General features: G+C 57.5%; 28 protein-coding genes and 3 pseudogenes. 15 read left to right on the top strand and 16 right to left on the bottom strand.

Going from position 1 to position 26,184, the window contains the following annotated elements:
• Positions 1 to 76: 76 nt before the first annotated feature.
• Complete coding sequence (locus tag FHT78_RS24880) at positions 77 to 1,489, bottom strand: PLP-dependent aminotransferase family protein (protein WP_183749380.1); 1,413 nt, start codon at positions 1,487 to 1,489, stop codon at positions 77 to 79.
• Between the two features lie 93 nt (positions 1,490 to 1,582).
• On the opposite strand from FHT78_RS24880, the gene FHT78_RS24875 reads away from it, so the two are divergent.
• The 6 genes and pseudogenes from FHT78_RS24875 to FHT78_RS24855 all read left to right on the top strand — a co-directional run bounded on the left by FHT78_RS24875 (position 1,583) and on the right by FHT78_RS24855 (position 4,501).
• Complete coding sequence (locus tag FHT78_RS24875) at positions 1,583 to 1,999, top strand: cupin domain-containing protein (RefSeq protein ID WP_183749235.1); 417 nt, start codon at positions 1,583 to 1,585, stop codon at positions 1,997 to 1,999.
• 17 nt (positions 2,000 to 2,016) lie between these two features.
• Complete coding sequence (locus FHT78_RS24870; RefSeq protein WP_183749234.1) at positions 2,017 to 2,472, top strand: carboxymuconolactone decarboxylase family protein; 456 nt, start codon at positions 2,017 to 2,019, stop codon at positions 2,470 to 2,472.
• 13 nt (positions 2,473 to 2,485) lie between these two features.
• Positions 2,486 to 3,148 carry an HD domain-containing protein gene (locus FHT78_RS24865; RefSeq protein WP_183749233.1) on the top strand — a complete coding sequence of 221 codons (663 nt, stop codon included), beginning with the start codon at positions 2,486 to 2,488 and terminating at the stop codon, positions 3,146 to 3,148.
• 13 nt (positions 3,149 to 3,161) lie between these two features.
• Positions 3,162 to 3,245 (top strand): annotated as a pseudogene (locus FHT78_RS29450) (NAD(P)-dependent oxidoreductase); the annotation flags it as partial.
• A gap of 283 nt (positions 3,246 to 3,528) precedes the next feature.
• Positions 3,529 to 3,936: a hypothetical protein gene (locus FHT78_RS24860; RefSeq protein WP_183749232.1), complete on the top strand. Its 408-nt coding sequence runs from the start codon at positions 3,529 to 3,531 to the stop codon at positions 3,934 to 3,936.
• A 310-nt stretch (positions 3,937 to 4,246) separates the two neighbouring features.
• Complete coding sequence (locus FHT78_RS24855; RefSeq protein ID WP_183749231.1) at positions 4,247 to 4,501, top strand: hypothetical protein; 255 nt, start codon at positions 4,247 to 4,249, stop codon at positions 4,499 to 4,501.
• A 217-nt stretch (positions 4,502 to 4,718) separates the two neighbouring features.
• Here the strand turns inward: FHT78_RS24855 and FHT78_RS24850 are convergent, their stop codons facing one another.
• The gene (locus FHT78_RS24850) at positions 4,719 to 4,877 is read right to left on the bottom strand and encodes a hypothetical protein (RefSeq protein ID WP_183749230.1); all 159 of its coding nucleotides are present in this window, start codon (positions 4,875 to 4,877) and stop codon (positions 4,719 to 4,721) included.
• Between the two features lie 255 nt (positions 4,878 to 5,132).
• On the opposite strand from FHT78_RS24850, the gene FHT78_RS24845 reads away from it, so the two are divergent.
• Positions 5,133 to 5,624 (top strand): hypothetical protein, encoded by a 492-nt coding sequence (locus FHT78_RS24845; protein ID WP_183749229.1) that lies wholly within the window; start codon positions 5,133 to 5,135, stop codon positions 5,622 to 5,624.
• Positions 5,625 to 5,839: 215 nt separating this feature from the next.
• Positions 5,840 to 7,675: a malto-oligosyltrehalose trehalohydrolase gene (treZ, locus tag FHT78_RS24840; RefSeq protein WP_246715411.1), complete on the top strand. Its 1,836-nt coding sequence runs from the start codon at positions 5,840 to 5,842 to the stop codon at positions 7,673 to 7,675.
• A 412-nt stretch (positions 7,676 to 8,087) separates the two neighbouring features.
• Here the strand turns inward: treZ and FHT78_RS24835 are convergent, their stop codons facing one another.
• On the bottom strand, positions 8,088 to 8,729 hold the full coding sequence (locus tag FHT78_RS24835) for a CGNR zinc finger domain-containing protein (RefSeq protein ID WP_183749379.1): 642 nt from the start codon (positions 8,727 to 8,729) through the stop codon (positions 8,088 to 8,090).
• A gap of 50 nt (positions 8,730 to 8,779) precedes the next feature.
• Here FHT78_RS24835 and FHT78_RS24830 point away from each other — a divergent pair, with 50 nt between their 5' ends.
• Complete coding sequence (locus FHT78_RS24830; RefSeq protein WP_183749227.1) at positions 8,780 to 9,739, top strand: EamA family transporter; 960 nt, start codon at positions 8,780 to 8,782, stop codon at positions 9,737 to 9,739.
• Positions 9,740 to 10,122: 383 nt separating this feature from the next.
• Positions 10,123 to 10,431 (top strand): hypothetical protein, encoded by a 309-nt coding sequence (locus FHT78_RS24825; RefSeq protein ID WP_246715410.1) that lies wholly within the window; start codon positions 10,123 to 10,125, stop codon positions 10,429 to 10,431.
• Positions 10,432 to 10,477: 46 nt separating this feature from the next.
• Here FHT78_RS24825 and FHT78_RS24820 read toward each other — a convergent pair whose 3' ends face one another.
• The 5 genes from FHT78_RS24820 to FHT78_RS24800 form a co-directional block, all read right to left on the bottom strand.
• Positions 10,478 to 12,661: an ATP-binding protein gene (locus tag FHT78_RS24820; protein ID WP_183749226.1), complete on the bottom strand. Its 2,184-nt coding sequence runs from the start codon at positions 12,659 to 12,661 to the stop codon at positions 10,478 to 10,480.
• 718 nt (positions 12,662 to 13,379) lie between these two features.
• Positions 13,380 to 13,655, bottom strand: a complete 276-nt coding sequence (locus FHT78_RS24815; protein WP_183749225.1) for a hypothetical protein — start codon at positions 13,653 to 13,655, stop codon at positions 13,380 to 13,382.
• Positions 13,656 to 13,739: 84 nt separating this feature from the next.
• A complete protein-coding gene (locus FHT78_RS24810) occupies positions 13,740 to 14,120 on the bottom strand; it encodes a DUF6481 family protein (RefSeq protein WP_183749224.1) in 381 nt (126 codons plus the stop codon).
• A gap of 29 nt (positions 14,121 to 14,149) precedes the next feature.
• Positions 14,150 to 14,374 carry a hypothetical protein gene (locus tag FHT78_RS24805; protein ID WP_183749378.1) on the bottom strand — a complete coding sequence of 75 codons (225 nt, stop codon included), beginning with the start codon at positions 14,372 to 14,374 and terminating at the stop codon, positions 14,150 to 14,152.
• Between the two features lie 121 nt (positions 14,375 to 14,495).
• Positions 14,496 to 14,705: a cold-shock protein gene (locus FHT78_RS24800; protein ID WP_183749223.1), complete on the bottom strand. Its 210-nt coding sequence runs from the start codon at positions 14,703 to 14,705 to the stop codon at positions 14,496 to 14,498.
• A 530-nt stretch (positions 14,706 to 15,235) separates the two neighbouring features.
• Between FHT78_RS24800 and FHT78_RS24795 the strand changes: the two genes are divergently transcribed.
• Complete coding sequence (locus FHT78_RS24795; RefSeq protein WP_183749222.1) at positions 15,236 to 15,394, top strand: hypothetical protein; 159 nt, start codon at positions 15,236 to 15,238, stop codon at positions 15,392 to 15,394.
• Between the two features lie 95 nt (positions 15,395 to 15,489).
• Positions 15,490 to 15,651 (top strand): annotated as a pseudogene (locus FHT78_RS24790) (DUF1236 domain-containing protein); the annotation flags it as partial.
• Positions 15,652 to 15,696: 45 nt separating this feature from the next.
• Here the strand turns inward: FHT78_RS24790 and FHT78_RS24785 are convergent.
• Positions 15,697 to 16,836: a glycosyltransferase family A protein gene (locus FHT78_RS24785; RefSeq protein WP_183749220.1), complete on the bottom strand. Its 1,140-nt coding sequence runs from the start codon at positions 16,834 to 16,836 to the stop codon at positions 15,697 to 15,699.
• An 879-nt stretch (positions 16,837 to 17,715) separates the two neighbouring features.
• Positions 17,716 to 17,838: pseudogene (locus FHT78_RS24780) on the bottom strand (DUF982 domain-containing protein); the annotation flags it as partial.
• A gap of 176 nt (positions 17,839 to 18,014) precedes the next feature.
• Between FHT78_RS24780 and FHT78_RS24775 the strand changes: the two are divergent.
• Entirely contained in the window at positions 18,015 to 18,764 is a 750-nt protein-coding gene (locus tag FHT78_RS24775) for an SDR family oxidoreductase (RefSeq protein ID WP_183749219.1), read from the top strand.
• A 28-nt stretch (positions 18,765 to 18,792) separates the two neighbouring features.
• On the top strand, positions 18,793 to 19,584 hold the full coding sequence (locus FHT78_RS24770; protein WP_183749218.1) for an SDR family NAD(P)-dependent oxidoreductase: 792 nt from the start codon (positions 18,793 to 18,795) through the stop codon (positions 19,582 to 19,584).
• Positions 19,585 to 20,249: 665 nt separating this feature from the next.
• On the opposite strand, the gene FHT78_RS24765 is transcribed toward FHT78_RS24770, so the two are convergent.
• Both FHT78_RS24765 and FHT78_RS24760 read right to left on the bottom strand, forming a co-directional pair.
• A complete protein-coding gene (locus tag FHT78_RS24765) occupies positions 20,250 to 20,732 on the bottom strand; it encodes a DUF2243 domain-containing protein (RefSeq protein ID WP_183749217.1) in 483 nt (160 codons plus the stop codon).
• The gene (locus tag FHT78_RS24760) at positions 20,732 to 20,986 is read right to left on the bottom strand and encodes a DUF982 domain-containing protein (RefSeq protein WP_183749216.1); all 255 of its coding nucleotides are present in this window, start codon (positions 20,984 to 20,986) and stop codon (positions 20,732 to 20,734) included. Before FHT78_RS24760 ends, FHT78_RS24765 begins: the two co-directional genes overlap by 1 nt.
• 169 nt (positions 20,987 to 21,155) lie before the next feature.
• Between FHT78_RS24760 and FHT78_RS24755 the strand changes: the two genes are divergently transcribed.
• A complete protein-coding gene (locus FHT78_RS24755) occupies positions 21,156 to 21,980 on the top strand; it encodes a manganese catalase family protein (protein WP_183749215.1) in 825 nt (274 codons plus the stop codon).
• Between the two features lie 152 nt (positions 21,981 to 22,132).
• Here FHT78_RS24755 and FHT78_RS24750 read toward each other — a convergent pair whose 3' ends face one another.
• From FHT78_RS24750 to FHT78_RS24735, 4 genes are all read right to left on the bottom strand, one after another.
• Positions 22,133 to 22,381, bottom strand: a complete 249-nt coding sequence (locus FHT78_RS24750) for a DUF2934 domain-containing protein (protein ID WP_183749214.1) — start codon at positions 22,379 to 22,381, stop codon at positions 22,133 to 22,135.
• A gap of 420 nt (positions 22,382 to 22,801) precedes the next feature.
• Complete coding sequence (locus FHT78_RS24745; RefSeq protein ID WP_183749213.1) at positions 22,802 to 23,647, bottom strand: carbohydrate ABC transporter permease; 846 nt, start codon at positions 23,645 to 23,647, stop codon at positions 22,802 to 22,804.
• A gap of 6 nt (positions 23,648 to 23,653) precedes the next feature.
• Entirely contained in the window at positions 23,654 to 24,592 is a 939-nt protein-coding gene (locus FHT78_RS24740) for a sugar ABC transporter permease (RefSeq protein WP_183749212.1), read from the bottom strand.
• Positions 24,593 to 24,689: 97 nt separating this feature from the next.
• A complete protein-coding gene (locus FHT78_RS24735; protein WP_183749211.1) occupies positions 24,690 to 25,943 on the bottom strand; it encodes a sugar ABC transporter substrate-binding protein in 1,254 nt (417 codons plus the stop codon).
• Positions 25,944 to 26,184: the final 241 nt, after the last annotated feature.

The following is a 26,184-nucleotide window of genomic DNA, read 5'->3' as shown; positions in this document are numbered from 1 at the left end:
TCGGCCGCAGTTTCTGTTCGTGATCATTCGACCAGGTTCTGCGCGTACTCTTCCTGTTCCGTTTATTTTGCCTGCATTACGGTGATCGTCTGATCGTTTCCAAAAGGCGCTCGCAACTTCGCACCACGTTTTTAACCGGCGCGGTCGCGACGCCGAGCAGCAGTCCAGCCTCTGCCGTTCCAGCCGATGCATACCACGGAGAAAGAGGCGCGGGGAACACGCCAAAGGTCAACGCCTCCCGGGCAATCGCTACGTCAGGCGCTCCCCTGGGCAACCTGAGCAAGACTGAGAGGCCTGGAGCCGACACGCGATCCGGACCTAGGACATCACGAAAATAGTCTAGGACCGGCTGTCGTGCTGCGGCGTAGGCACGCTTTGTCCTCCTTAGGTGCCGCATGTAGTGCCCCTCGCGGATAAACTCGGAAATCGCGAACTGGACCGCCGGCCCAGGAGGCGGAGCCAGACAGGCCGCCGTTTCGGCGAAACGCGATGCGAGCTCCACTGGTACGATAATGAAGCCGAGCCTGAGTGTCGGGCTTATCGTCTTGCTGAACGAGCCGATATGGATGACACAGCCACCGCGATCGATAGATGCAAGCGCCGGAGCGGCTCGTCCGCTAAGTTGCAGCTCGCTCAGATAGTCGTCCTCGACAATCCACACCCCGTTCTTGACTGCCCATTCGAGAAGCTGAAGACGCCTCTGAAGAGACAAAGTCGCCCCGAGCGGCGCCTGCTGTCCCGGCGTCAAAATTACGAGCTTCGCCGCGGGATGATGACGGATACCATAATCGACGTCCACGCCATCCCTGTCGACAGGTATTGGGACTGGAGCCACATGAGCCAGCTCGAGTCCTCGCCTCGTCCAGGGAAAGCCGGGCTCCTCGAACCATGCATCGTGCCCTTGCAGCCCAAGAACGTTGAGGGTCAGACCAAGCCCGGCCGCGAACCCGTTGGTTATGATGACTTGCGATGCCGAGCAGTTTATGCCGCGGCCCACGGCCAGGTATGCCGCGATCTCCCGCCTCAGCTCGAGCTCGCCGCGTGGGTCCGGGTAGAGTGGCACAGCACTGACTTCAGCACGAACCGCGCCGGCGCGCAGCCGTGCGAGCAATGTGGACGGGAAAGTATGGGCTGCCGGCACGCCCATTTGGAACAGCGCGGGTCCCTGAGTCATCTCGAGATAGGTCTCAAGGAAGGAGCCCTTGTCGGGCAGAGGTTCCTTGCGGGGAACAGCGCGGGGGCGCTCGGCGACATGCGTTCCCGCGGCCCTCGACGCTTCGATCAACTGGGCGGCCGCGAGTTTCTCGTAGGCAGTGCGCACAGTCCCGCGCGAGACGCCGAGTTGGACCGCAAGATCCTGCCAGGATGGGAGCCGCGCTCCCGGCTGCAGCACGCCTTCCTCGATAGCCTTCGCGATACCTCCGCGGATCTGCTCCGACAGCGATAGCTTGTTCGACCGGTCTACGGTCAGTCCCAGCGATTTATCCATTCGGCCATGGTACATCATTTCTTCGCGTTCTTGGTTCTTTTTTCTGGCTCAGAAAAGCGTCATTTTCTGGGTGTCACTGAAGGAGACAAGACTATGAAACCAAGGATCATCGCCGCCGCCATAGGGGCGATCGCCACCGCGATTGCAGGCCCGGCGCCCGCTCACGACGCTGAACGGGAGACGGTCACGCCCAAGTTCGCCCAGGCGATCGCGAACATTCCCGGCAAGTCGATACGAGCGGTGGAGGTCGAGTATGCCCCCGGCGCTTCCTCGCTCCCGCACACCCATGCCCCATCCGCCTTCATCTACGCCTACGTTCTTTCCGGCGAGGTGGAATCAAAGGTGAACAACGGTGAAACGCGCCGCTACAAGGCCGGGGAAAGCTGGTTCGAGGCACCCGGGGCGGTTCATTCGATCAGCCGCAACGCCAGCAATACGGCTCCAGCGAAACTGCTCGCGGTATTCGTCGTCGATACCGACGACACGAAGCTCACCACACCCGTCAAGTAACAGAAGGAACTCGAACGATGAAAAGGAGATTGGATTACAATCAGGTGGCTCCAAACGGCGCCAAGGCCCTCGGCGGCGTCTATGGCTATGTCCTGCAGAGCGGCCTGCCCGGAGAGCTGGTAGACCTTGTCTATCTGCGCGTATCGCAGATCAACAACTGCGCCTACTGTCTCGACATGCACACACGCGAACTTCTCAAGCGCGGCGTGAAGATCGAGAAGGTGGCACTGGTCCAGGCGTGGGAGGAAGGCGGAAACCTCTTCAGCGAGGCCGAACGGGCCGCGCTCGCCTGGGCCGAGAGCGTGACACTGGTCGCGGAGACCGGCGTACCTGACGACGCCTACAAGGCAGCGCGGGAGGTCTTCGACGAGAAGCAACTCGTCGATCTGACGATCGCGATCAGCCTGATGAACAGCTATAATCGCATGGCGATCAGCTTCCGCAACACGCCCCAAGCCGTGCTTGAGGCTTGATGGAGGACGAAGCATGGCCGTCGTCGAAATTTCCGGAATAAGGATTCCAGACAGCAGGCTCGCCCGCGAAGCGACCGAGTTCATCCGGGAGGCGGAGAGCGCGCTTCTGTTCGAACATTCGACACGCGTCTATTTCTGGGGCGCGTTGGCGGGGCAGCGGAGAGGCGTGCGCTTCGATCCTGAGCTCCTCTACACGGCGGCGATGTTCCACGACGTCGGCTTGACGGCCGGCTTCAAGGAGAGCCACCTTCGCTTCGAGGTCGACGGAGCGAATGCTGCGCGCGATTTTCTGCGCAGCCACGACATCTTAGAAGACGACATGCAGAACGTCTGGCTCGCGATCGCCCTGCACACGACGCCCGGCATTCCCGAGCATCTGAATGCCATCGCTGCGCTCACTGCCGAAGGCGTGATGATGGACCTGGTGGGCGCCGGCTGCGAGCGGTTCACCGAGATGCAGCGGGCGGCCGTGGAAGCAGCATTTCCACACACTCGCCAGTTCGCGGAAGACCTTCTCCAGGCACTTTACGAAGGCCTGAAGCATCGACCGGAGGTCACACAAGGCACCGGCCTCGCCGACGTGATGGCGGACAAGGAACCTCATTTCCATCGCCGCGACTTCTGCTGCCTGATGCGGAACTCCCGGTGGACGTGCAATGACTGCAACGACAGCTAAAGAAGGATTGAGCTATGCGCCGTTCTTCGTGTCGAAGGCAGCTATCACTCGTATGCGGCCAGGCAGCGCCATCATCAACACGACTTCGATCCAGTCGCTCCAGCTTTTGAAGCGAAACCTGGATCGAGGTCTATTGGCGTGAGTGGACCTTCTCCTTCGGGTCTCTGCCGCGGGCCTACAAAGTATCGTAAACGAGATGGCGAGACATTTTAGCAGTTCCGAATCTTCATCCTTGACTCAATCAATAATGAGAACATAATAAGAACATCCTACGGGATCGAATGGGCCGGGCGGCGACCTCCTTGTTTTACACCAGAGAATGCTGCCCGGCCCTTGACCCTCTTCTAGGAGCATCACCAATCGAAAGGAGGATAACGGCGATGAGCAACTTGCCGAACGATAAATCATGCGAAGATGAGCTTTATGATGATCTGACTGGTACGTATTGGACGCCACCAGAAGCTTTGAACATCGATCAGATCCATCCCGACATTCGCGCGGTGCTGGTCGAGGCTTTGAGGCGCCGCGGTCCCGCACTGCTGGTGACAACAGAAGGACATGAAAATTTTGAATTCTATGCAGCGGGAACCGTCGATATGTCGTCTTGCATACCAGTCGGAGGATTCACGATCGCAATCGACAGACAGAACAATCACGCTTGCGGTGTCTGCCACTGTGACGGCGAACTCGGCCTCACCACACCGATGAAGTTCGCTTTTAGGGGTGACATCGATCTCGCTTTTGCGGATTTCTATAGTCTCGCCAGAGATGAAGGCTACGTGTCCTGATGGCCGAGCCCTGATCGATGCAGATCGGGCGATCCCACGATTGTCGAAAATGAACTGTGCAAAGAAGCTTGCGCGCGGATCGGTAACGGGCCGATCAGTCCTCGTCAAAATGCCGAGCAACCACTGCCACCACGTTGAAGCGACCGCGAGCCTGGGCTGAAAAGCGAGTGGGCGAATTCGAGATACCACCTTTTATCGTGGCAGCCTCTCCTGATTGCAGGGTAGATAAGTATCAACCTTTCATTAACCATCCGTCCTTAGGCTCCGGGGAGAGGAGCAAAACGTTCAGGCAACTTTCGAGGAGGACACCATGTCGTTCGTAACCGCGCCCGGTAAAATTCGCCTCTACGGCAACCATGCCATCCTGATCATGACGGAAGGAAACCTTCATCAGGCCGTCTGCATCACCGACGATGCGATGCCTGCCGGTGAAGGTGACGTTATGCAAGGTCTTCTTCAGTGTCTTCATGTTTATGAGGGTATCGCCGATCGGAAATTCTCAGACGGCGAATTGGCCTATGACGGACGGGTGTGGATTACGTCCTCGGACATCAAACCGCATTAACGAGCGACGCCGCTTTCCATTCGTCAATCGGCCATCTGACGGGCTGTCGAAGGAATAGAGGCCACATACAGCGATTGCTGTCGCGGGCGCCGGCCTCTCCGCCTGAGCATCGACATGCGTCTCCAGCAGAAAATTCAACGGTGCGGCCTCAGGACAGGAACCGCTCCAATGCCGTCAGGCTGTTCACGAGCGCCTCCGCATCGTCCCATTAATAGATTCAGGCGAGAAGATATTTGAGCTCATCCTCCAGCATCTCTTCCGTAACGTCGATCCACGAGGAGTTCGGCGGGCCGTCACTTCCGTCTGTCCGGCGATAGCCCCGTTTCCTCAGGCGATCCTTTATGTCGAATGGACTGTGTTCGAAGAAGAAGCGCATGAGCAAATTCCGGCGGTCGCCTTCTTGGTTATCCGTCGCGAGGACGTCAAGCAGAACAAAATAATCGCCCGTGATATTATTGCCTCCCGAGCCGGTCTGAGCTTCGTTGTCGCAATCTCGCAGATTGCGTTGCCCTGCCCCGTTATGGCAGACCAGCACAAATCGATGACAAAAAGGCAGTCTACTCGGACCTGAGATGAGAGGCTGCCGTTACAGCGACGAAAGCGTGGGCTCGTCCCTCATCATGGACCTGTTATGATTGCCTCTCTTTATGCCGATTATGTTCAAGACCTGAAGGCAAAGCTGGACGATCTGTTCGAACGGCCTGACCGCTATCAAACCTTCGACCTCCACGTGGAGCTTGCGATGGGCGCGGCCCACCTCATCTACGAAACAAAGAGGCAGAAAGGGCAAACCGATAGGATTGCCTACTCCAGGACGCCGCAGCGCAACGTTCAGGTATCGCCAGAACTCGCCCAACAGCGGATCTCGTCGTTCCTGGCGATGCAGGGCCATATCGCTTTGACCGGCGAGCCAATGATCAGCCTCAATGAGGAGTATCCACATGCTGTGATCAGCTTCGAACATCGCGCGAGGGGCGCGCCCCTCAAGAGTTCGATGAAGATGATCTTCGTTGGCGTAAATGATCCCGAAGATGCCCGCCGCTACGTTGAAATCGCGGCAGAACCGGCTGCCGTCGTCACGACGCGACCGCACCATTCCAAGAGGCTCTGGGAGTGGAGGTAGGAGGAGCCGTATCCTAAACGCTTCGATGAAACGATCGCGGTTTCAGCAGATGCGGCCCTAGGATTTGGAACAAAAATTCGAGGCGGAGGTTCTGACACAAGCCACGCACGCTTTGCCGTCCCGTGTGCCGAGGTTCAGTGACGATGACAGGCAAAGCCCCGACCGGTTCCCAAATAAAATCTGGCATACGGCGCTACCAGGTCGGAGCCGAGATCATGTCCGGCTCAGTTTCGTTCCGCACTTGGGCACCGTCGCACGATCAGGTTTATCTCGTGCTTGATGATAGCGCCGAATACCCGATGCAAGCCGAGGAGGATGGTTATTTCCGGTTCGATCTTATAGATGGACGGCCTGGACTGCTCTATCGCTTTCGTCTGGGCGACGGGAGAGACTTACATGCTGACCCGGCATCGCGTTTCCAGCCGGAGGGGCCTTCCGGCTTCTCGATGGTGGTCGATCATTCGCGCTATAATTGGAGCGATCGTGACTGGCGAGGCGTCGAGGCGGACAGGCAGGTTCTCTACGAGGTCCATATCGGCACCTTCACGAAGGAGGGAACCTATGCCGCTGCGGCCAAGAAACTTCCGCTGCTGAAGGACATCGGCATCACCTGCTTGGAGATGATGCCTGTCAACGAGTTTAGCGGAACCTTCGGTTGGGGCTACGACGGCGTGCTGCCTTACGCGCCAAGCCACCTCTATGGTACGCCCGATGATCTGAGATCATTCGTAGACGAGGCCCACGCTGTTGGATTGGGCGTGATACTTGACGTCGTCTACAATCATTTCGGTGCAGGCGAGCGATATGCCGACTTCACGCCCGACTATTTTACCGATCGCTACACCAATGAGTGGGGCAGATCGATCAACTACGATGGCAAGAACTGCCACGGTGTGCGCACCTTCATTGCCGGGAACGCGGCCTACTGGATCGACGAGTTTCACTTCGACGGCTTGAGGATCGATGCAACGCAGGCGCTCTTCGACAGCAGCGACGAGCACATCTTGGCGGTCATAGCACAGGAGGCTCGCGCGGCAGCCAATGGCAAATCCATTTACCTCGTCGGCGAGAATGAACCCCAGGACACGCGCCTGGTTAGACCGCCGTGTCGGGGCGGCCTTGGACTCGATTCCGTATGGAACGATGATTTCCACCATTCCGCCGTCGTTGCCCTAACAGGAAGGAATGACGCCTATTACCACGACCACCATGGAATGGCACAGGAGTTCGTTTCGGCAGCAAAATATGGCTATCTTTTCCAGGGGCAAAGGTATGACTGGCAAAACGCGAGCCGCGGGCGGCCGGGCCTTAATTTGACGGCGGCGAGTTTCGTTCATTTCCTGCAGAACCATGATCAGATTGCCAATTCGGGCACAGGTGAGCGGATCGCAAACCTCTCGTCGCCTTCGCGCATGCGGGCGATGACTGCGCTCCTCCTGCTCGGACCGCAGACGCCGATGCTGTTCCAGGGTCAGGAATTTGGTGCCTCGAGTCCCTTCTTTTATTTCGCGGATCAAACTGGCGAGCTCGAAGCGATCGTGCGAAAAGGGCGCCTGGACTTCCTCAGGCAGTTTCCGAACCTCGAAGATGAAGCTTTTAGCTTGGTCATGCCGAAGCCAAGCGACCGTTCTACATTCGAACGCTCAAAGCTGGACTGGAGCGCATTCGACGGCAACAGCCATATTGTTGCTTTGCACCGTGATCTGCTGCGGCTGCGACGCGAAAGCGGTGTGTTCGGACCAGGGAGAGGCGAACGCAGTGTATCTATCGATGGAAGCGTGCTTAGCCGATCGGCCTTCCTACTGCGCTATTTCGCAGGAAAGGCGGCAGATGAACGTCTGCTGATTGTCAATTTCGGCGGGAGCCTTCCGGTCTCCAGTCTGCCAGACCCGCTCTTCGCACCTCCCGAGGGCTGCCAGTGGAAGGTTGAATGGTCGAGCGAAGACCTTGCCTACGGAGGATGTGGCAAACGACCGATCGACGTTCAGCGGCGGTGGGTGCTCGACGCCGATTCCGCGCTTGTTTTTGCCCCGCGGCGTGCTCACCGATAACAACCCATGATGACAAATCCCTTCGGCAATGGCAGCAAGCGATTTCGAACGTCTGACACTCCAGTTGCTGTGTCAGCCGAGAGCCAAATGCAAAGGCAACAGGTCGGATCGATCAAGACCGGCGCCTTCTGAGAAGTGGACCGTATCTATCGTTTTTTCGTCACGCCTTCGCGGACTTCTCGCAGTGTCGTCGAAAAGCTAAGCTCGCCGAACGGTCGGATGGAATGCTATTTGCAGCGGGCCAGCCCCCACGCAGGTGCTGGCGTTGTACCAAGCGAACGGCGTGTTTTAGTTGGCGGCGTCCAATCACATGCAATCGTTCTGCAGGCCGGGGCAAAACCCGCAAAGACATTTTGCGCTCGACGAGACGCCGCATACCGTTCGCTTCCTACCCAAGTCGAAGAGAACGCTACTAGCTGGAGGAGCTGTCGATTCGACCGCGCGAACGTCGGTAATGCCGCAGTGCCTTTGCACGGTTCCCGCAATCTCCCATGGAACACCAGCGCCTGTTCATCGCCCTGCTCTCGTCGATGAACAGGCAGCCGCAGCCGCGATCATCCTGGCACTGCCGGATACGATGCGCTTTAGGACCGGTCATGAGGCTTGCCGCAGACGTGGTGATGGGTTTGAACAGATCCCGATCGCTGGCTTCACGGAGATCCCAGGCAAGTTCGCTCGCCCTCGCCCAAAGCCTTATTCCATCCGCGGGCCGAACCAAGTGAGCGTTGAAATGCTCGAGAACCGCGATCGGCGGGGCGACATCTGCGATGCGGGCGACGAGGAGCTCATAGATAGCCTCGCGCAATGCAATCGCCGCCTCGTAGGTTTTGGCGCCATCATGTTGATGCGCGCGCCAGCGCACATTGATCGGTGCCAACTGCTGCTCACTCCCAGCCAGGTTGGCCGTCAGCCAGTGCAAAAATGCCTGCGCGTCAGGAAGCCGCTCCTCACGGGGTGAGCGCAACCGCCAAGCCGCTGTGTTCACAAACCGGATCGCCAATTCCTCTTTGGGGTCACCGACGGCGCTTGAATGTCGGTATTCTAAGGAACTCATCACTCGGATCCACGTTTGAAGCCTAACCCTATAAAAGGTTAGGACCAGCCATGATGCTTTCAAGGACGCATATCACGATTGGCGCGGCCTTTGCCGCGATCTATGTCATTTGGGGATCGACCTATCTTGCCTTAGCTTTGGGCCTGCAAACGCTGCCACCGTTTCTTTTGATGGGCATACGCTGTTTGATCGGAGGCACCATTCTCTACGGCTATGCGAGGGTAAGGGGTGCCCAAAATCCTTCAGTCCCGATGTGGGCTGTCGCGGCAGCCTGTGGCCTGTTCTTCTTCGTCGGATGCCACGGCGTTCTGGCATATGCGCAGCAACACGTTCCGTCCGGCGTGGCCGCTCTGGTGCTGGCAACCATGCCATTCTGGATAGTACTCCTGCAGGCCTTCATTCCCGGAGGTGACCGACCGACCGGAACAACGGTGGCGCTCCTTGTTCCCGGCATTGCAGGTGTCGCTCTCATCGCTTGGCAGGGAATATCCGCCGATGCAGGCGCGGTGCACCTCATGGATCTGATTTTCCTGCTGGGGGCTTCACTGTCCTGGGCGATCGGAACAGTCATATCGGAGCGCTATTCCGCTAAGTTTGCCTCAACCGGGCTCGCGGGGATCGAACTGCTCGGTGGCGGAGTTGCGCTGGCGGCAATTAGCGCGCTGTCGGGCGAACTGGACGCACTGCAGCCGAACCGGATCTCCGCCGTTTCGCTCGGTGGCTTGGCTTACTTAATTCTGTTCGGCACGGTGATTGCCTTCGCGGCATATACCTGGCTTCTGAAGCGAATATCGCCCTCGTTGGTCGCCACTTACACCTTCGTCAACCCGATCATTGCCGTTGCCCTGGGCTGGATGTTTCTCCGGGAAAGCGTAACGACGCCCACCCTCATCGGCGCAGCCATGATCATTATCTCAGTTGCCGGGCTGTTGCTGACCCAATACAAATCAGCAGGCAGGGACAGAACGCCCTGTTCTGGCGAGCCTCAACTACTGCGACAGCGTTCCTGAGAGCGTTCCGCGCCACCTCGACTATCGCCGGCCGCCGATCCGCGCAGGGAAGCCAAAAGCAAACTTGAGCGGGCCGCCGCCATGATGGAGCATCCCTCATGCCAACAAGCTTCGCAGTTGAGGGAATACGAACCGATGCCCAGGTATTCCCTCGTACGGAGTATCGTTGATTTATGGAACTCGGCGAGGAACTATCCCCATTGCGCTGGAGTGATCTCGAGGCGCCGGCATAATCGAGCTGATTATTCGGCGCCAACACCCGACCTATGGCGCGGCGGTTTAATGAGGTCCCACTAATTGACGTTTAGGTTTTAGTTGAAATGCGATTTACCCTGTTTGCAGATGAAAAGGCACGTTTTTGGCAGATGACGCGTTAACGCGCCATGCAACACATGTACCGCCAATGGCTAATCTCCGCTCAAAACGCGACAAGCTATCGCGCCAAGTTCATCTTGGCGACGGAGATCCTGAACTCCGATCTGTCTTCCTATGAAATTCAAAATGCGTCGCGGCGCGTCGTTAGCGCACTCGCAGCCGTCATCGACCTTCCCATTGCCAGTGCCGACGTGTTGAGAAAGGCACGAGAGCGCTTCGAGGCATTGACGGAACTGCTCTCATCCACAGAACGTCTGGCAACAGGCGACGATGCACATTATCGGGACCGCGTCATCGTCTGCGACGTCAGTAACTGAAAGTTGATGTGACAATTGGTCAGCACGGTTGGGACCGTCATCGCCCTCAGCCTTCAAGCACGGCTCTGACGCGCACCGCCAGGTCCTCGAACGAAAATGGCTTCGGCAGCAGGTGAACGCCTTTATCCAGCCGACCGTGATGGACAATTGCGTTGCGGGAATAGCCAGTGGTGAATAGGGCTTTCAACGACGGCTGTAGCTCCCTTGCCTTGGCAACCACGTCTGCACCGCTCAATCCTCCAGGCAGGACCACATCCGTGAAAATCAGGTCCACCGGCCCGTTTGCCAACAGGATCTGCAGTGCCCCCGGGCCGTCCTTAGCTTCCAATACGCGATAGCCGAGTTCCTTGAGCGATTCCACGGAATATGCTCGTACGTCAGGATCGTCCTCGACGACCAAAATGGTCTCGCCAACTGCCGCCTCGGGAATTGCGAGAGGCTCGGCGGTCTCCTCGTCGGAATATTCCGACGATAGGCGGGGCAGATAAATCTTGACCGTGGTCCCTTCTTCAACCTCGGAATAAATCTTCACATGCCCCTTCGACTGTTTCACGAAGCCGTAGACCTGGCTGAGCCCGAGGCCGGTACCTTTGCCCTGTTCTTTGGTGGTGAAGAACGGCTCGAAAGCGCGAGAAAGGGTTTCGGCATCCATACCCGTTCCGGTGTCCGAAACCGAAATCGCGGCGTATTGTCCCGGTATCACTTCAACGTGGCTCGCTGCGTATGCCTCATCGAGATGCGCGTTGAAGGTCTCGATCGTCAACTTTCCGCCGTTCGGCATCGCGTCGCGCGCGTTGATGGCCAGATTGAGCAAAGCGCTTTCGAGCTCATTCGGATCGGCTTCCGTCTTCCAGAGTCCGCCGGCGAGAACGACCTCGAGCTGAAAGAGCTCTCCCAGCGTCCGATGCAAGAGCTCAGACATCCCCCGGATCAGCGCGTTCGCGTCGATGGGCTTCGGGTCAAGCGGCTGGCGCCTGGCAAACGCAAGAAGGCGTTGGGTGAGCGCCGCAGCACGTTTGGCGCCATTCATTGCCTGCGAGGCGGCGCGCCGGAGCCGACCTGCTTCCGGCGGCAGGTTCCGCGACAGCGTATCTAGGTTTCCAACAATGATCTGCAGCAAGTTGTTGAAGTCGTGCGCAACGCCGCCTGTGAGTTGCCCGACCGCCTCCATCTTCTGTGCCTGCCGCAAGGCGTCGGCATTGCGGGTGAGTTCATCGGTTTTCTGTCTCACAAGGTCTTCAAGATTGGTATTTAGCTCCTTCAGGGCCTCCTCTGCCCGCCGCCGCTCCAGCAACTCCCGTTGCGCCGCCTCGAAGAGACGTGCGTTGTCGATGGCCACCGCCGCTTCGCCGGCAAGGCCCGCCAGCCCACGCTCTGACGCTTCGTCGAAAACTCCGACGTCGCCATGACCGAAGAACAGGCCGCCGATCACCTCGCCGGTTCGAGAAATGACGGGAACCGCCAAATAGCTGCGGACCGGAAGATGCCCCTTCGGCATGCCCATGTGAGGAGGGTTCTTGCCGAAGCGCGGATCCTGCGTGATGTCGGCGGTTCGGACAATGCCTTCGCCGTCGAACGTCGCGGCAAAGACCTCGGTATTGCGCGGCATTGGGAATCCGGAGAACAGCTCTCGCGGCACGCCCGAGAGCGAATAGAGCATGTAACTCTCGCCGACGTTATTGACCACGTTGTAGAAAAATGCGCCGAACTGTGCTCCGGTCAGTTCGACCCCCGCGTCCGTCACCAGTTGGACGACGCGCTCAAGATCGGTTTCCTTTGCGAGGCCGGCCCCTGCACGGTTAAGAACCTCGAGAGCTCGTGTGCGCTCGCGGAGCGCGATCTCCGTCCGCCGTTCCATGGTGCGATCTCGTAGGATTTTCACGAAGCCGATGAGGTGTTGCTCATGGCTGAAAAGCGGAGTGGTCTCGCCGACAGCCCAGATCCGCCCCCCGTCCCTGCGCAGGCGCCATCCTTCCCCTCCCCCCTTACCATTCGTTCTCGCGTCCTCCAGCTCAATGGCAAGCAGATCCGACGCGCCTTCCTCTGGGGGGAAAATCTCGACCAGCGTCTTTCCGAGCATCTCCGCTTCAGTCCAACCGAGCAGATGGGTCGCTCCTTTGCTCCAGCTCGTTATGACACCATCAGGATCGAGCGTAATGACGCCGGTATGTATGGCGCTGTCGAGAACTTGCTGAAGACGGTCAGTGGGCAATTGCTCTGATGAATTCATGGATGTCTGTCGTGGCAAAAGAAAACCGGATGACGATATAAAGAGGCAAGGTTCCTCATATGCCTTAACTTCAGCGTTGCGCGGTTAACTACCTGACGCCATTCTTGTTCCGGAAAGCTTTTTTCGAAGTGCCAACATGCCGAGATCACGATGCTGGGGCGAGCACAATCCCCAGGTCTGGTTGACGCGATGAAAAACTCACCAATTCACACTCACCGGTCCTTCCTGGCCGTCGCCATCGAACCTGGTGCTGACGTTGACGTTACCATACAGCGAAGTGTTGCGGGAACCTGCCTCGTGCCATCGACGCCAAGTTCGATCCAGGTTTCGTCAGGATCGGCGGGGAACGGCATGAAGCCGTCTGCTACGCGACGTCCGGTTCGATTATTCCGTTGCAATAACTGTCTGTTTTCGATGCCTGTGAGACGGCAGCTGTTAATCAGCAACAAAGGTTGACCGCATACCGCTTTTACGCGAAAAATTGATTATACGAGAACCTCCAATGTACTCTCCATGGAGAAACTTCCGTTGCTCGTCCATGGAAAGCCGATCACAGATTAGGACGAACAGGACAACGTGGGATCAGAACATCGGTTACGAACGCCTGAAGTTACGTCAACTTTCGTCATAGAGACGTCATCAGGGATGAAGTATGGGCCACCTCTCGCTCTCCGACAGCCCCAAAGCCGTTAGCCTGAACTCCTTAGTCTATCGGTTCTCACGCGCGGTCGTAAGTGAATGACGTCAACAAGGTCGTTACAAAGTTGCTGGCCCGCTCCTTGACCAACACCTCGGTCCACTCGTCTGTGCCTCTTAGCCTTAGATCGGTTTGAATGCTGTCGACGGCGGCCTCTTCAATCCGCTTAATGTGGCCGTTGAAGGCTGCCTCCCCGCCTGCATGATAAAGGTCACGAATGACCATGCGCAGGATTTCCTGTATGGCGATTTGCCAGGCAGTATTGATCGCCTGGAGCTCGTTTGTATTCGGTGCCATCGGTGGCTCCCAAGGTGTGAGTAATGTGAATGGCTGGCTGGCTCAACTACCGCAGACTGGAAGTGGAGCCGAAACTTCAACTGCTTACGCTTGCCTCGCCTTGCGATTGGCATATCGTCTGTCACGCTCGGCTTTACGTGCCGCTTCGTCTTCGATGACCCGTGCGATCCGGGCATTTTCGGCAGACTGGCGCGCCTCGTTCTCAGCGAGGATGGTAGCCTGCGCAGCTGCTTGCTGTTCAGCCGCCTCTGCTTCGAGCCGAGCAGTCTCCTCAGCCTTGAGACGTTTCCGTTCGGCGCTTCTGGCCTCACGCGCTGCGACAACCGAAATGCGCTCGGCTTGACGTGCCAGTCTGGTAGGCTCAGCAGCAGTTTTCGCGGCGCGGTAGGCGCTGAGGAGGGATGCCTTGGCGTCCGCGGCGGCAGAACGTCGATCGGCGAAATCGTTATTTCTGGAGTTTTTCAAGTATTTTCCTGACGTGAGTTGGGAGGTAATCAGCCGCCCTTGGAAGGCTTCAGGGGCGCGGTAGTTGAGGCGGCAAGTCGCGCAGCCTCTTCTTTGGCCAGACGCGCCTCTCGAAGCCGCAAGGTTTTAGCGCCCCGGGCCAGTGCCTGCGATGCAAGTTCTTCGACCGCATTGTTCTTGGAGAAGAACTCTGTCTGGAGATTCCCAAATGCGATCTCGGCCTTGTGGCGTGCCTTACTGTATGTCTCTGTCATCAGAACTTTAGCTTTCCGTTGTGCGCCGAAACGACGAAGGCCAGGCAAGTGCCTGGCCTCCAACTGATAGCGTGCTTCCGGCAGTGCCAGTACATCCGTGGTCAAGGGAAGCAGATATCGATTAAGCGGACTGAAGATTGCAGGCCGACATCTTGCCCGACTTCTTGTCGCGCTCAAGCTCGAAGCCGATCTTCTGGCCTTCGACGAGTTCGCGCATGCCGGCGCGCTCGACAGCTGAGATATGAACGAAGGCGTCAGCACCGCCGTTGTCAGGCTGGATGAAGCCGAAGCCCTTAGTGGAATTGAACCATTTTACTGTGCCAGTGGTCATGATGAACCCTTTCAAGCATAGAGTGAGGGACCGCGAAGCAGATGCGACGCAGCGGAGAACCGACTATTTTTGAAAGAGAAGTTCGCTTAAAGCGCGGTGCCAATCGCGCGGTAGACAAAGCTCGGCAAGCAAAAGATCGATGACGTTTTTCTACACGACGCAGATAGTGGAGTCAACGCTTAGTGTTGAAAACTTCACCATCGCCTATGGGTTGTATCTGTGCAAACTTCACGTCGGGAACGTTCGCGATAATGCCCATTCTGCCGGCGCCATGGACCGCGTTGGCGTTAGGTCAACGACGCCATCGCAGGATCCTCCTGTCTCACTAAATGGACTGGAAACCGCCTGGCCGTGTCCTACGCCCGGCTCGCCCGAACGCTCAGCCACCAATCTTCCGGCCTTCCCATGCAGCGACGTATGTCGCCGACGGTGGCGGCCCCTTACCATGACCCCTGCCATCCCTGGAACACTTTAACGGGATGGAAGTTCTCTCCTCGAGATCAAGCCGATCTCTTACGGAGGAATGCAACATGCCATCTACAAGCGGATCACAGACGAAGGGCGGCCCGAAGTCGGGCAGTAGCAGTAAGAGCGCGTCGGAAAAGAGTTCTAGCTCCTCCGGCAAGCAGGGCGGCAGCCACGAGCAGCATGTCAAGGCTGGCGAGCAGAGCCACAAGAATACCAAGTAGACGCCCTGCGCGACACTGAGGCCCTCGTTGTTGATAGGCAAATGAACAGGCGCGGAACCAATCCGCGCCTGAGCTGCACCAAACGATGACAGAATGCGTTGTTCAATGAAGGTGACGTCGCAGTCGGTACGGCGCTTCCTGACACCGTCCAGGTCCACACAATCCCCGATCAACCTCATTACGGCTATGTGGTCGTCAACAAAAAGCGTGTGCTCGTCAATCCGAAGACCCGCACGGTGATTGAGGTCATCAAATGAGTTGAAAGCATCGCGGGCCTGCTTCCAACGCCCGCGATCTTTCTATCATTGAACGTTCGTCCGCATTAGGAAAGTTGACTTTAGCTTTGCATCCACCGCAGCCAGCCGCATCAGACGACGTCGTAACCGCAGGGTCTCCTTTGGGCATTCCAGACACGAAGGAGCAAGTTGATCGTCGAATTTCGACCTCATCATTCGCGATTGATCTTCACGGTTTGCTATGCTCGTCCCCAGACCAAGACAGCGTTGTATTCTGCGCAGACCCTTCTGGAGCACAAGTCCAACCACGAAACACGGGTCGCTTCGCAATATAGACCGAAGCATCACGAGTGACAGATAGGTTCTCCGAGCTTGCTGGAACTCCCAAAACGCATATTTTTGCGTGGCGTCGATTGCACTACCGATCGCGTATCGGGGGAGATGCGGATTTGCGGCCAGCGAACGCCTGACGACCTCCAGCGCACTTTTGCCCATTCGCAGGTGATCGGAAGACATGCTGCCGGGATGCTTTCGATATCCCACCAGCCGTTCAGGAACGACTTCGATGAAGTAGCGTGAGGCTAGCTTGAGCTCGAAATCAAGGTCTTCGCATCCTCCAATACCGGCTGCGGCATACGAGCGATCGAATCCGCCAATCGAAAGCGCGGCATTCCGCCGGACGAGAAGCGCGCTTCCGTTGCCTATATATTTAACATTCAGATGCCGCGCATAGATATATCCTCTCGCGACATCGGAACTGCTAGGGCAAATGATCTCGTCGTCCTCGTTAATGATATAATGCAACGTGTAAACCGCAGCCCAGTGGAAGGACAACCGGGTGAGAGCGTTCACCTGTTTTTCGATTTTCGTCGGGTGCCACAGGTCGTCCGCATCAAGGAATGCCACGAATCTACCTGATGACGCCTCGATCCCGGTATTCCTTGCGGCGGCGACACCGCTGTTCGGCGTGGACAGGAGGCGGATCCGAGAATCTGACATCGCTATCTTCTCGACGACTTTTGGCGTGTCGTCCGTGGAGCCGTCGTTGACAACGATAATCTCCAAGGCGGCGTAGGTCTGGCGCATAGCCGACCGAAGCGTGCGCTCGATGTAGGCGGAAGCATTGAAGGCCGGGATGACTACTGAGACCAGAGGCTGGCTAGAACAAAATGTGTCTCCTCGATTCTCGCCTGTATACAAAAGCATTGCAGATCTCTCGCCACGTCAACCAATAGGTTACTTTCGTAGGGATGAAGGGACTGCATTTCGATTTCTGCGGTTTTCATAAATTCAATTCAGAGCAAGAAACGCGCCGCCGACATCGTTCCAACATCGCCTTCAACACGCCTACACTCTAACTTTGTTCTGCGGACGCAAACGGACTTTGGTCCGACGTAGATCCTCTACTTTCGTGGAAGAGGGCGGACATGTCAGTCCGGACTTTGGTGAAGAACAGGAAGCGGCCGGGCCTGGCATCGAGATCTGGTCCGCGGACATCTTTCATGCGAACCGCAGCAAGGGCGCGGGCGCGCGCGATGTCAACCACGCATCCTAATTCTCAAACCTTAGTCGGGGATGCGTGAGACTCAGGCCCTAGACGTGGAACCGCTTGTGGTTGGGGAGTGTTTCGATTGGCGGCGCGAAAGAGCGCCGCACCGATTTTTCAGCCGCCTGGAGACGAAATATGCGTCTGCTCATTGTCGAAGACGAACCGGAAATCGCTCTGATGATTGAGGACGTCGCGGTCGGCGCCGGATTCGAAATCACCGGCATCGCGGGAACAAGTCAGAGGCTCTGGAACTCGGCTCCGAAGCAGACATCGCCATCATCGACGTCAGGCTTGGGGATGGCATCACCGTGGCACCCAGTCTTATCGAGAACCCCGAGGGCCGAGCTGTCGTCACCATACCGGAGAGTCCCGAGAGGATAGTGGACGCGTTGTCCATGGCAGCCAGGAACGCTCGCCCAGGAACCCATCGGGTCGCGAGCGGACCAACCTTCCAGTGAAAGCTTGAGGCGCCGAACCGAATTCAAAAGGGCTCTGCGTCACCAGAACTGGTGCCGGCGCCCCCGCAGAGCATTCCGTCAGTGGACGACGGCAATAACGGGAGTTCCGACTTCCTCCGCAGCACGAAGGAGTGAGGAACGTATTTCCTGTGCTGGGACATTTCCTTGAATGGCATCGAGACATGTCCTTACTGCCGCGATGCCATACGGCTACAAGAGCCTCTTTTGGAGCGTTTGCCCGAAAGGCTTAAAGTGTTCGGCAATGCCGAACAACAGAATTGGTTTCGGCCCACTAATTCGAACGGCTCTCCAGTTGTAAATCATTGTCATCGACCCCGGCATCGAGGCCGTCTCAACAACGCAAAAGGAAATCAACCGTGCGCAGACTTGCTAACAAGACCGCCCTCATAACCGGGGGCACCAGCGGCATCGGCCTTGAAACGGCTCGCCAATTCGTCGCCGAAGGCGCGCGCGTCGCCGTGACGGGCAGCAGCGCTGCCAGTGTCGAAAAGGCGCGCAAGGAGCTTGGCGAAGACGTCATCGTCATTCTGTCCGACGCCGGCAACGTCCCCGGTCAGAAGGAGGTGGTCGACCAGGTCACGAAAGCCTTCGGCCACCTCGACATCCTGTTCGTCAACGCGGGCGTCGCTCAGTTCGGTCCCGTCGAGAACTGGTCGGAAGCGGACTTCGACAAATCGTTTTCGACGAACGTGAAGGGCCCCTATTTCCTCATCCAGGCTCTCCTGCCGATCTTCTCGAAGGGCGCCTCGATCGTGTTAAACACGTCGATCAACGCGCATATCGGCATGCCGAACTCGAGCGTCTATTCGCTGACGAAGGGTGCCCTCCTGACGCTGGCAAAGACGCTCTCGGGCGAGCTGGTCGGTCGCGGCATCCGCGTCAACGCCGTTAGCCCTGGCCCGATCGCGACGCCGCTTTACGGAAAGCTCGGTATGTCGGAAGCCGACATGAAGGCGATGACCGAAGGTGTGCAGAACCAGATCCCGGTCGGTCGGTTCGGTGACGTGTCGGAAGTGGCGAAGACCGTGGTGTTCTTCGCATCGGACGAGGCGTCCTATATCGTCGGCAGCGAGCTCGTCATCGACGGCGGCATGAGCAATCTTTAATCGACGTCCAACCTTACAGGAGCAGAATATGCAGATCGATCTCAAAGGAAAGACAGCCCTGGTGACAGGGTCCACGGAGGGCATAGGCTACGCGATCGCTCGGCAGCTCGCGAGAGCGGGCGCGGACGTTGCCGTGAACGGCAGATCCGAAGACAAGACCGCGAAGGCCGCCGAACGGTTGAGAAACGAGGGTGCCAAGGCCAGCGTCACGGCGGTCGCGGCCGATCTCGCCACCGCCGAAGGATGTAGCGCGCTTGTATCGAAGCTGCCGCATGTCGACATCCTTATCAACAATGCCGGGATCTTCCAGCCAAGCGACTTCTTCGATACCAGCGACGAAGTATGGGACCGGCACTGGCAGGTAAACGTCATGTCGGCAGTTCGACTATCCCGCGCGTATCTGCCAGGCATGCAGGAGGCAAACTGGGGCCGCGTCATCTTCATCGCGTCGGAATCCGGCTTCAACATTCCCGTCGAGATGATCCACTATGGCGTCAGCAAGACGGCCGACATCGCTGTCGCCCGCGGGCTTGCGAAGCGCATGGCGGGTACCGGAGTGACCGTCAACTCGGTTCTTCCGGGTCCAACATTGTCTGAAGGCGTCGAAGCTATGCTCGCCGACGAGCGTGAAAAGACCGGCAAGCCGATCGAGGAGGTAGCCGCGGAATTCGTCAGGAAACATAGGAGCAGCTCCATCATTAAACGCGCGGCTAGCGTCGAGGAAATCGCCAACATCGTAACCTATCTGGCTTCCCCGCTTGCATCAGCCACGACCGGTGCTTCCATGCGTGTTGATGGCGGCCTGATCGATACGCTTTGAGAGGAGCAAGTCCCTGAACGCGATGTCCGCGGACGAGTAGCCGGAACTGAAACCCTTTCGACTGGGTTCTCATCAAGGGAACCGCGCCTGCCTACTCGCGGGCGTGGCTGCTTGAATAGCTCAGCGCGCGTTTACTCGACCTGCTGTTCATGCAAAAAACATACGCAGATCGTTGCTTAAAAGCTTTAGATCTATGCAAAGCCGTAAGTGCGTCACATCCCAGATGGGCACCTCACCTGCGATGATGGATTGATCAGTAAAGTCCAAAATTCAAATTTATATTGAAGTGTCGCAGCGGCTGGGAAAGGGTGCGATTGCGGCGGTCAACGACCGTGACGTTGGTTCCGGCGCGTTACCGGTTCGATCGCACAAGCCTGGCAGCCGAAACCGCCGCAAATGATGACGATATGGCGAGAGACGCGGCGTTCGGCCTCACGGCCAAGTCGATCGTTATTCGAAGTCATCATCCGCTCCGTCAATGGCTTCAAGGATGTTGCCTGTAACCGATGCATCATGTCGGAAGGCCGAAGCAGCGCAGCAAAAGCAAGTCTTCAAGCGCAAGGTTTGGGCCGAATAGAAGAACCGACCACACCGGTCGCGTCGCCAAGACAAGGCCGAGACCGAAAGCAGCCCAGATTAACGCAGTGCGGACTTCACGTAGCATCTCAGCCATGGCGTCGTCTCATGAACAGTACGCCGATGGCGACCATCGCCACACCCCAGACAAGGAACCCGAAGTCCCAGAAGAACCACTCCCCGCGAGGAACGGTTTCGTTGACGTGGTGCAGGCCGAGCACCTGGTGGTCGATAATGCCTTCGCCAAGGTTGAACGCTCCGAAACCGATGAGCATCGTCGCGAAGAGTTCGCTCGCCGACCAGCGGAAATGGCTGAGGCGGCCAGACCGCCACAGGATGAAGAGGCCAGCAAGCACAAGGACATACGTCCCGGAATGGAAGACCCCGTCCCAGAAGGTGTTTAATTCAAGTTCCTCGATCGTGGTGATCGGATACCAGGAACTGAGCATGTGGTGCCATTGAAGAAGCTGGTGAAGAACGATACCGTCGAAGAAACCTCCGATCCCGAGACCCAGAAGCAGCCCCGCGGACAGCGGGAAGCTTCGTGTGGGCCGCCGCTCTATTCCTATCATCAGAGCACCCTAGCCGAGACCGCCGCCTCACCAAACGCGAGGCGGGCAAGGTCCGGGCTACCTTGCGCGATCGCGTCGGCGCAGCGATGCTTGGCGACCGCGTATTCCGATTGACTGCTAGCCGGCCAGAGGTGCAGGAGCGCCGCCAATGCCGCGTCCGGCGCGTCAATGCGTTCTCGCGTGCCGTTGCCAATCCGGACGAAGACGGGCGATTGCCAGGTCACGGGGAAATCGACGTCGATGACCTTGTCCATGAAAGACCTTCATTTGTTTCGCCACGACAAACCTTCACATGGGGTGCAAGTTCCCAAGGCTCCGAGTTGTGTACGGAACCGAACGGGCCGCACCGTCATCTCGGCGGCCCGGGAACTTTGTCTTCTCCTTCAGGTTAGCAGGCCTCCACCCCAAACCCAGGAGAGACGAATGTTCTACACCGACAACAAGCTGCAATTTCCGGTTCGCGTGGAAACGCCCGACCCGCAGTTCGCACGAGCCCTGCAGCAGGCCATTGGTGGCGTCGAAGGCGAAATCCGCGTTGCTATGCAGTACTTCTTTCAAGCCTGCGGCGCCCGGGGCGACCCGAAATTCCGCGATTTGCTGATGAACACGGCGACTGAGGAGCTCGGCCACATCGAAATGCTGGCAACAGCCGTGGCACTCAACCTCGAGGGCGCCCCGGTCTCGATCAAGGACGAGGTTGCCGCCGACCCGGTCGCAAGCGCCGTCCTTGGCGGCCTAAATATGAAGAACCTTTTGTCAGCCGGTCTGTCGGCGATGCCCGTCGACTCCGACGGCGTCCCGTTCGATATGTCCCACATTTATGCGAGCGGCAATATCGCAGCAGACATGACAGCGAACGTCGCGGCCGAGTCGACCGGCCGTGTCCTTGCGACCCGCCTATACAATCTGACGAGCGACCCGGGTATGAAGGAAATGTTGTCGTTCTTGATCGCTCGCGACACCATGCACCAAAACCAGTGGTTGGCGGCACTGGAAGAGCTCGGCGGATCGACCGGCGTCTTCCCGATCCCGAATAGTTTCCCTCAAGAACAGGAAAACCAGGAGTTCAGCTACGCTTATTTGGGTTTCCAAAAAGACGGGTCACCGTCTGCGGCAGGCCGCTGGTCAGAAGGTCCATCTGTCGACGGTAAAGGCGAGTTTGTCACGGCATCGATGAAGCCGCTCGGTTCGCAACCGGTCCTCGGCCCGGCACTGCCCAACAGCGGCGCTCAAGCCGAACAAATGTGACAGCCGCGGCGGGCCGAAGCCCGCCGCCGTCTATCTTCATCAATCGAATAGCATGCGCTGCCGATCCAGCTAAACAGCGGGCCTACTCAGCCACGGGCCCGAGATCAACTTAGATAGCGTCTGGGTGACAGCAAATCCCTCGACCGCTGTCGTTACTTGTTCTCCGATGCGAGTTCGCCCGGTTCGCCGCCCTGTGAAGGGATGGCACTCGACTTTTTCTTGCCTCGTCCGCCAGGAATTCCAGTCGCGCTATGATGAGCAGGAGAGGAGGTTTGCGGCAACTCGCCGCCCGCCGACAGCTCCTGTTCGGCCTGTCGCCAGTGACGCTCGTGCTGTCCTTCGGGCCTCCCTTCGGCTTCCCAAATTTCCTGCGCGCGCTGTCTAATCTTATCAATATCCATTCGACTCTCCTCCGTTTTGGCGAGACTTAACCTTTTGCACTGCCATCGGTTCCCGCCTAGCGGCTCGACGGACACAAGAAGCTGCTGACGATCCGGGAGGACTACCTGACGGTCGGCCAGAAGCGCGAGTACCTCGACGAAGCTCGCGCGGGGACAGATCAGGAGCATATTCGGAAGCCCCACCAGCTCCGGTGAACGTATCGAGCTCGCGGACTTCCCTGCTCGCTATTTTCGACTTCCGCGAAGTTGCAAAAATCAGACATTCCGCGACAACGGGAGCGTGCGCCAGTCTGACCGATGAAACCCGCTCTTAAAGCCTTCGCTAAGCCTGACTATGGCAGCTTGGGCAGGCCATCGACCCCTCCCGCGCAAATCATCTGCAACGGCTGCAGAAGAATCCTATCAGCGCGCGACCGCTGCTCAGCTCTTCACCGATCCGGCCGCCATGCCGGCCAGGAAGTAGCGTTGAGCAATTAAATACAGAACCAAGAGCGGGAGCGATCCCAGCACGCTCATCGCCATCATCTCGTTCCATTCGAACGCATGCTGCCCCATAAGAAGCTCGATACCGATCGGGACCGTCCGCATGTCCATCGACTTCGTCAAAGTCAGGGCGAAGAGGAATTCGTTCCATGCCAGCAGAAAGGTATAGACCGCCGTCGCGACAATTCCAGGTACAGACAGCGGGATGATCACACGCCATAGCGCCGTCCAGCTCGACCCGCCGTCGACAAGCACCGCCTCGTCGAGTTCCTTTGGCAAGGTATTGAGATAGCCGGTCATGAGAAGGATCGCATAAGGCAGGGTAAAGACCATGTAGGTCAAAATCAGCGCGAAATAGGTGTTGAAAATACCGAAGGCGACGACCATGCCAAAATAGGGGATCAAAAGCGTGATCGGCGGCACGGTCTGCGTGCTGATGATGAAGACGTTCAGCGTTTTCTTGAGCCGGAATTTGTACCGGCTGAAAGCATAGGCCGTCAGGATGGCGATCAGCACCGTGAGAACCGTTACCACTCCCGCAACGAGATAGCTGTTGATGAAGAAACGAACCTTCGTCGGGTCGTTGAAGATCGCAAGATAGGCGACGCTGGTGAAATGGTCCGGCAGCAGCCGCGGCGGCAGGGCAAAGATCTCGGTATTCGATTTCAAGGACGTGAAAAACGTCCACAGGATCGGAAAGCCCGCGAAGGCCAACCCGACCGCCAGCCCGAGATATGTCAGGAGGGTCGGTACGATGGTGCGACTGAGAGAGCGTTTTGCCATTGCCGGTCACCTAGCCTTCTGATGTTTGATGTAGAAATACGTGGCGCCCATCGAGATGATCAGAATGAAGATTGCGCTCGCCGAGGCGCGCGAAAATTCATAACTCGAAAAAGCGAGTTTGTAGGTGTAGGTGCTGAGCACCTCGGTCGCGTAGATCGGACCGCCTCCCGTCGTCATCCACACGAGGGGAAAGACCTGCATCGTCCAGATGAAATCAAGCAAGGCGATGCTGATGATGATCGGCATCAATTGCGGGATCGTGATGTAGCGGAATTTTTGGAACTCGTTTGCCCCGTCAATGCCGGCGGCCTCGTAGAGATCCTTGGGAATGCCCTGAAGACCGGCGAGAAGGCTGACCATGTAGAGCGGGTATCCCGCCCAAATATTCGCAAAGGTCAGCGCGTGCAGCGCGGTTGTCGTGGAAGAAAACCACTCGACCTTGAAGTCGATGATATGGAGCGTCATCAGAATGCTGTTGACGACGCCGTTGGGGTCCAGCAGCAGCCGCCAGATGATCGCTATGATCACCGCCGTGAAGAGCCAGGGCAAAATGTAGAGAACCCGCAGAATGCTTCTGATCAACGGATCGACACGCTGGCTGTTGAGCAGAAGGGCGAAGGCCAGACCGATCAGAAGATGGAAGATGACGCTCATTATCGTGAAGTAGAGTGTCTGTCCGACCGAATGCCAGAAAACAGGATCTTTGAAGATCGTCACATAATTCTGCAAACCGACGAAGGACGCGTCCTTTTTTGTGATCGCACCGTCCATCAGCGAATAGCGCAGGACGGTGAGCATGGGAAACAGCATCAGCAGGCAGAAAAGAAACGTCGCCGGTGCGACGTATAGATAGGGTAAAAGCCTCTTTCGCGTCTTGTAGGAAAGAATGCCGGGCCTTCGAACTTTAACACGCGTGCGGATCGATGTTTCTGTGGCGAGGCTCATGAGAGGTAATTTCCCCCTGGTCGTAACGCATTGCTTGGTCGCGGTGTAGCGGCAGCGTGATTGAAGTCTATCACGCTGCCGCTACCGTCTTGGGAGACTACTTGGCGAATTCGGCCGACCATTGCTTCTGCGTATTGGCGGCTGCCTCCTTTGCGCCTTGCTGACCGTCGAACATCTTTTGAACTTCGACGTTCATCTGACGCATCAGATCTTCTGCCACCGGCAGTCCGACGAATTCGTTGGCGAGCTTTCCGCTCTGGAAAATTTTGAAAGCTTCTTCAAACAGCGGATCTGACTTGGAGAAATCGGGCTTGGCGTGGATATTGCCCGGGAAGGCATTGGCGATCGACACGAGACGGCTGTTCACTTCCGGGCTCATCAGATATTCGACGAGCTTCCAGGCTTCCGCTTTGTGCTCGCTTTTGTCGCTGATGCCGATACCCCAGGAAGCATAGGGCAGCCCGCGCTTGCCAGTATAGCCGTCGACGGCTGGAAGGGCGGAGATGCCGAACTTGAGATCGGGGTTCCGCTGGCGAATGAGATTGATGTGCGCCAACGAGTCGATCATCATGCCGACACGTCCGTTGACGAACTCTTCGACCTTGTCCTGTTCCTTCTTCGCAAAAATACCAGGCGAGATGACGCCGGCGTCCTGCAGCGACTTGATGTATTCAAGCGTGCCGACCACCGAGGCATTTTCCAGATCGGGCTTGCCATCCTTCAGCATGGATGCTCCCGATGCCCAGACCCAGGACATCACGTCATTTTGGATGCCGCCGGGATTTTGCAACGAAAGCGGCAGCACCCAACCATATTGATTCTTGTCTGCGTCGGTCATCTTCTTTGCGGCAGCGGCAAATTCGCTGCGGTTTGTCGGCATCTTCTCGACACCGGCGGCCTTTGCCAGATCGAGGTTGACGAAGACCGGGTAGACGAACGAGGCAAGCGGGAACATGACGCTTTGCCCGTTGACCTTGATGATATCGGCGATCTGGCTCTGATCATATTTGGCATCAGCCATCAGGCTGTCCATCGAGGCAATTGCGCCCTGCTTTGCTAAGCCGTTAACCCATGCGCCGTCCAGGCCGACAACATCGCTGAGTGTCCCCGACGCGGCTCCGACAACGATCTGATCATGGGTGGCGGAATAGGGACCGCTGACGAGCGTCACCTTGATGTCGGGGTTTTTTGCTTCAAAGTCGTCCATGATGCTGCGCAGAGCGCCGGCGGGCATTTCTGGTTCCCACCATTGAATGAACTCGAGATTGGTCTGAGCAAAGGCGCAAGTAGCGCATAGTGCCCAGGCGGCCACCGCCGACTGAGCCGCCATGATATATCTTCTGACGTTCATGTTTCCCTCCCTAGGAATGATATTTTGCTCGATCCTCCCGATCGAGCTCAAAGTAGGTTCCTTGAGCCCTCTGGCTGTCAATGAAGAACTGCAATCGGAAAAAGCAAGAAGGCTCCAGGAGTGCTGGACATGCCTTTAACCTATTGATTTGCAAACATTTTAGCCTTCAACCTCGATACGTTTTTTTCTTTCCAACATATTGCTCGTGTTGCATTTTTTCTTTACTTTCGTAAACAAATGA

The sequence above is a fragment of the Rhizobium sp. BK196 genome, from assembly GCF_014193255.1.
Lineage (GTDB): Bacteria > Pseudomonadota > Alphaproteobacteria > Rhizobiales > Rhizobiaceae > Rhizobium.
The sequence above is the reverse complement of the archived record's forward strand: the minus strand, read 5'-3'. Positions and strand labels throughout refer to the sequence as shown.

What these genes read in the sequence shown, in the direction of transcription:
- FHT78_RS24795 (WP_183749222.1), top strand. Translation starts at nt 15,236, where the DNA reads ATGCCATCTACAAGCGGATCACAGACGAAGGGCGGCCCGAAGTCGGGC.
- FHT78_RS24740 (WP_183749212.1), bottom strand. Translation starts at nt 24,592, where the DNA reads ATGAGCCTCGCCACAGAAACATCGATCCGCACGCGTGTTAAAGTTCGA.
- FHT78_RS24870 (WP_183749234.1), top strand. Translation starts at nt 2,017, where the DNA reads ATGAAAAGGAGATTGGATTACAATCAGGTGGCTCCAAACGGCGCCAAG.
- FHT78_RS24765 (WP_183749217.1), bottom strand. Translation starts at nt 20,732, where the DNA reads ATGATAGGAATAGAGCGGCGGCCCACACGAAGCTTCCCGCTGTCCGCG.
- FHT78_RS24760 (WP_183749216.1), bottom strand. Translation starts at nt 20,986, where the DNA reads ATGGACAAGGTCATCGACGTCGATTTCCCCGTGACCTGGCAATCGCCC.
- FHT78_RS24805 (WP_183749378.1), bottom strand. Translation starts at nt 14,374, where the DNA reads ATGACAGAGACATACAGTAAGGCACGCCACAAGGCCGAGATCGCATTT.
- FHT78_RS24830 (WP_183749227.1), top strand. Translation starts at nt 8,780, where the DNA reads ATGATGCTTTCAAGGACGCATATCACGATTGGCGCGGCCTTTGCCGCG.
- FHT78_RS24855 (WP_183749231.1), top strand. Translation starts at nt 4,247, where the DNA reads ATGTCGTTCGTAACCGCGCCCGGTAAAATTCGCCTCTACGGCAACCAT.
- FHT78_RS24835 (WP_183749379.1), bottom strand. Translation starts at nt 8,729, where the DNA reads ATGAGTTCCTTAGAATACCGACATTCAAGCGCCGTCGGTGACCCCAAA.
- FHT78_RS24815 (WP_183749225.1), bottom strand. Translation starts at nt 13,655, where the DNA reads ATGGCACCGAATACAAACGAGCTCCAGGCGATCAATACTGCCTGGCAA.
- FHT78_RS24785 (WP_183749220.1), bottom strand. Translation starts at nt 16,836, where the DNA reads ATGCTTTTGTATACAGGCGAGAATCGAGGAGACACATTTTGTTCTAGC.
- FHT78_RS24750 (WP_183749214.1), bottom strand. Translation starts at nt 22,381, where the DNA reads ATGGATATTGATAAGATTAGACAGCGCGCGCAGGAAATTTGGGAAGCC.
- FHT78_RS24755 (WP_183749215.1), top strand. Translation starts at nt 21,156, where the DNA reads ATGTTCTACACCGACAACAAGCTGCAATTTCCGGTTCGCGTGGAAACG.
- FHT78_RS24825 (WP_246715410.1), top strand. Translation starts at nt 10,123, where the DNA reads ATGCAACACATGTACCGCCAATGGCTAATCTCCGCTCAAAACGCGACA.
- FHT78_RS24770 (WP_183749218.1), top strand. Translation starts at nt 18,793, where the DNA reads ATGCAGATCGATCTCAAAGGAAAGACAGCCCTGGTGACAGGGTCCACG.
- FHT78_RS24745 (WP_183749213.1), bottom strand. Translation starts at nt 23,647, where the DNA reads ATGGCAAAACGCTCTCTCAGTCGCACCATCGTACCGACCCTCCTGACA.
- FHT78_RS24875 (WP_183749235.1), top strand. Translation starts at nt 1,583, where the DNA reads ATGAAACCAAGGATCATCGCCGCCGCCATAGGGGCGATCGCCACCGCG.
- treZ (WP_246715411.1), top strand. Translation starts at nt 5,840, where the DNA reads ATGTCCGGCTCAGTTTCGTTCCGCACTTGGGCACCGTCGCACGATCAG.
- FHT78_RS24860 (WP_183749232.1), top strand. Translation starts at nt 3,529, where the DNA reads ATGAGCAACTTGCCGAACGATAAATCATGCGAAGATGAGCTTTATGAT.
- FHT78_RS24800 (WP_183749223.1), bottom strand. Translation starts at nt 14,705, where the DNA reads ATGACCACTGGCACAGTAAAATGGTTCAATTCCACTAAGGGCTTCGGC.
- FHT78_RS24865 (WP_183749233.1), top strand. Translation starts at nt 2,486, where the DNA reads ATGGCCGTCGTCGAAATTTCCGGAATAAGGATTCCAGACAGCAGGCTC.
- FHT78_RS24850 (WP_183749230.1), bottom strand. Translation starts at nt 4,877, where the DNA reads ATGCGCTTCTTCTTCGAACACAGTCCATTCGACATAAAGGATCGCCTG.
- FHT78_RS24820 (WP_183749226.1), bottom strand. Translation starts at nt 12,661, where the DNA reads ATGAATTCATCAGAGCAATTGCCCACTGACCGTCTTCAGCAAGTTCTC.
- FHT78_RS24845 (WP_183749229.1), top strand. Translation starts at nt 5,133, where the DNA reads ATGATTGCCTCTCTTTATGCCGATTATGTTCAAGACCTGAAGGCAAAG.
- FHT78_RS24880 (WP_183749380.1), bottom strand. Translation starts at nt 1,489, where the DNA reads ATGGATAAATCGCTGGGACTGACCGTAGACCGGTCGAACAAGCTATCG.
- FHT78_RS24735 (WP_183749211.1), bottom strand. Translation starts at nt 25,943, where the DNA reads ATGAACGTCAGAAGATATATCATGGCGGCTCAGTCGGCGGTGGCCGCC.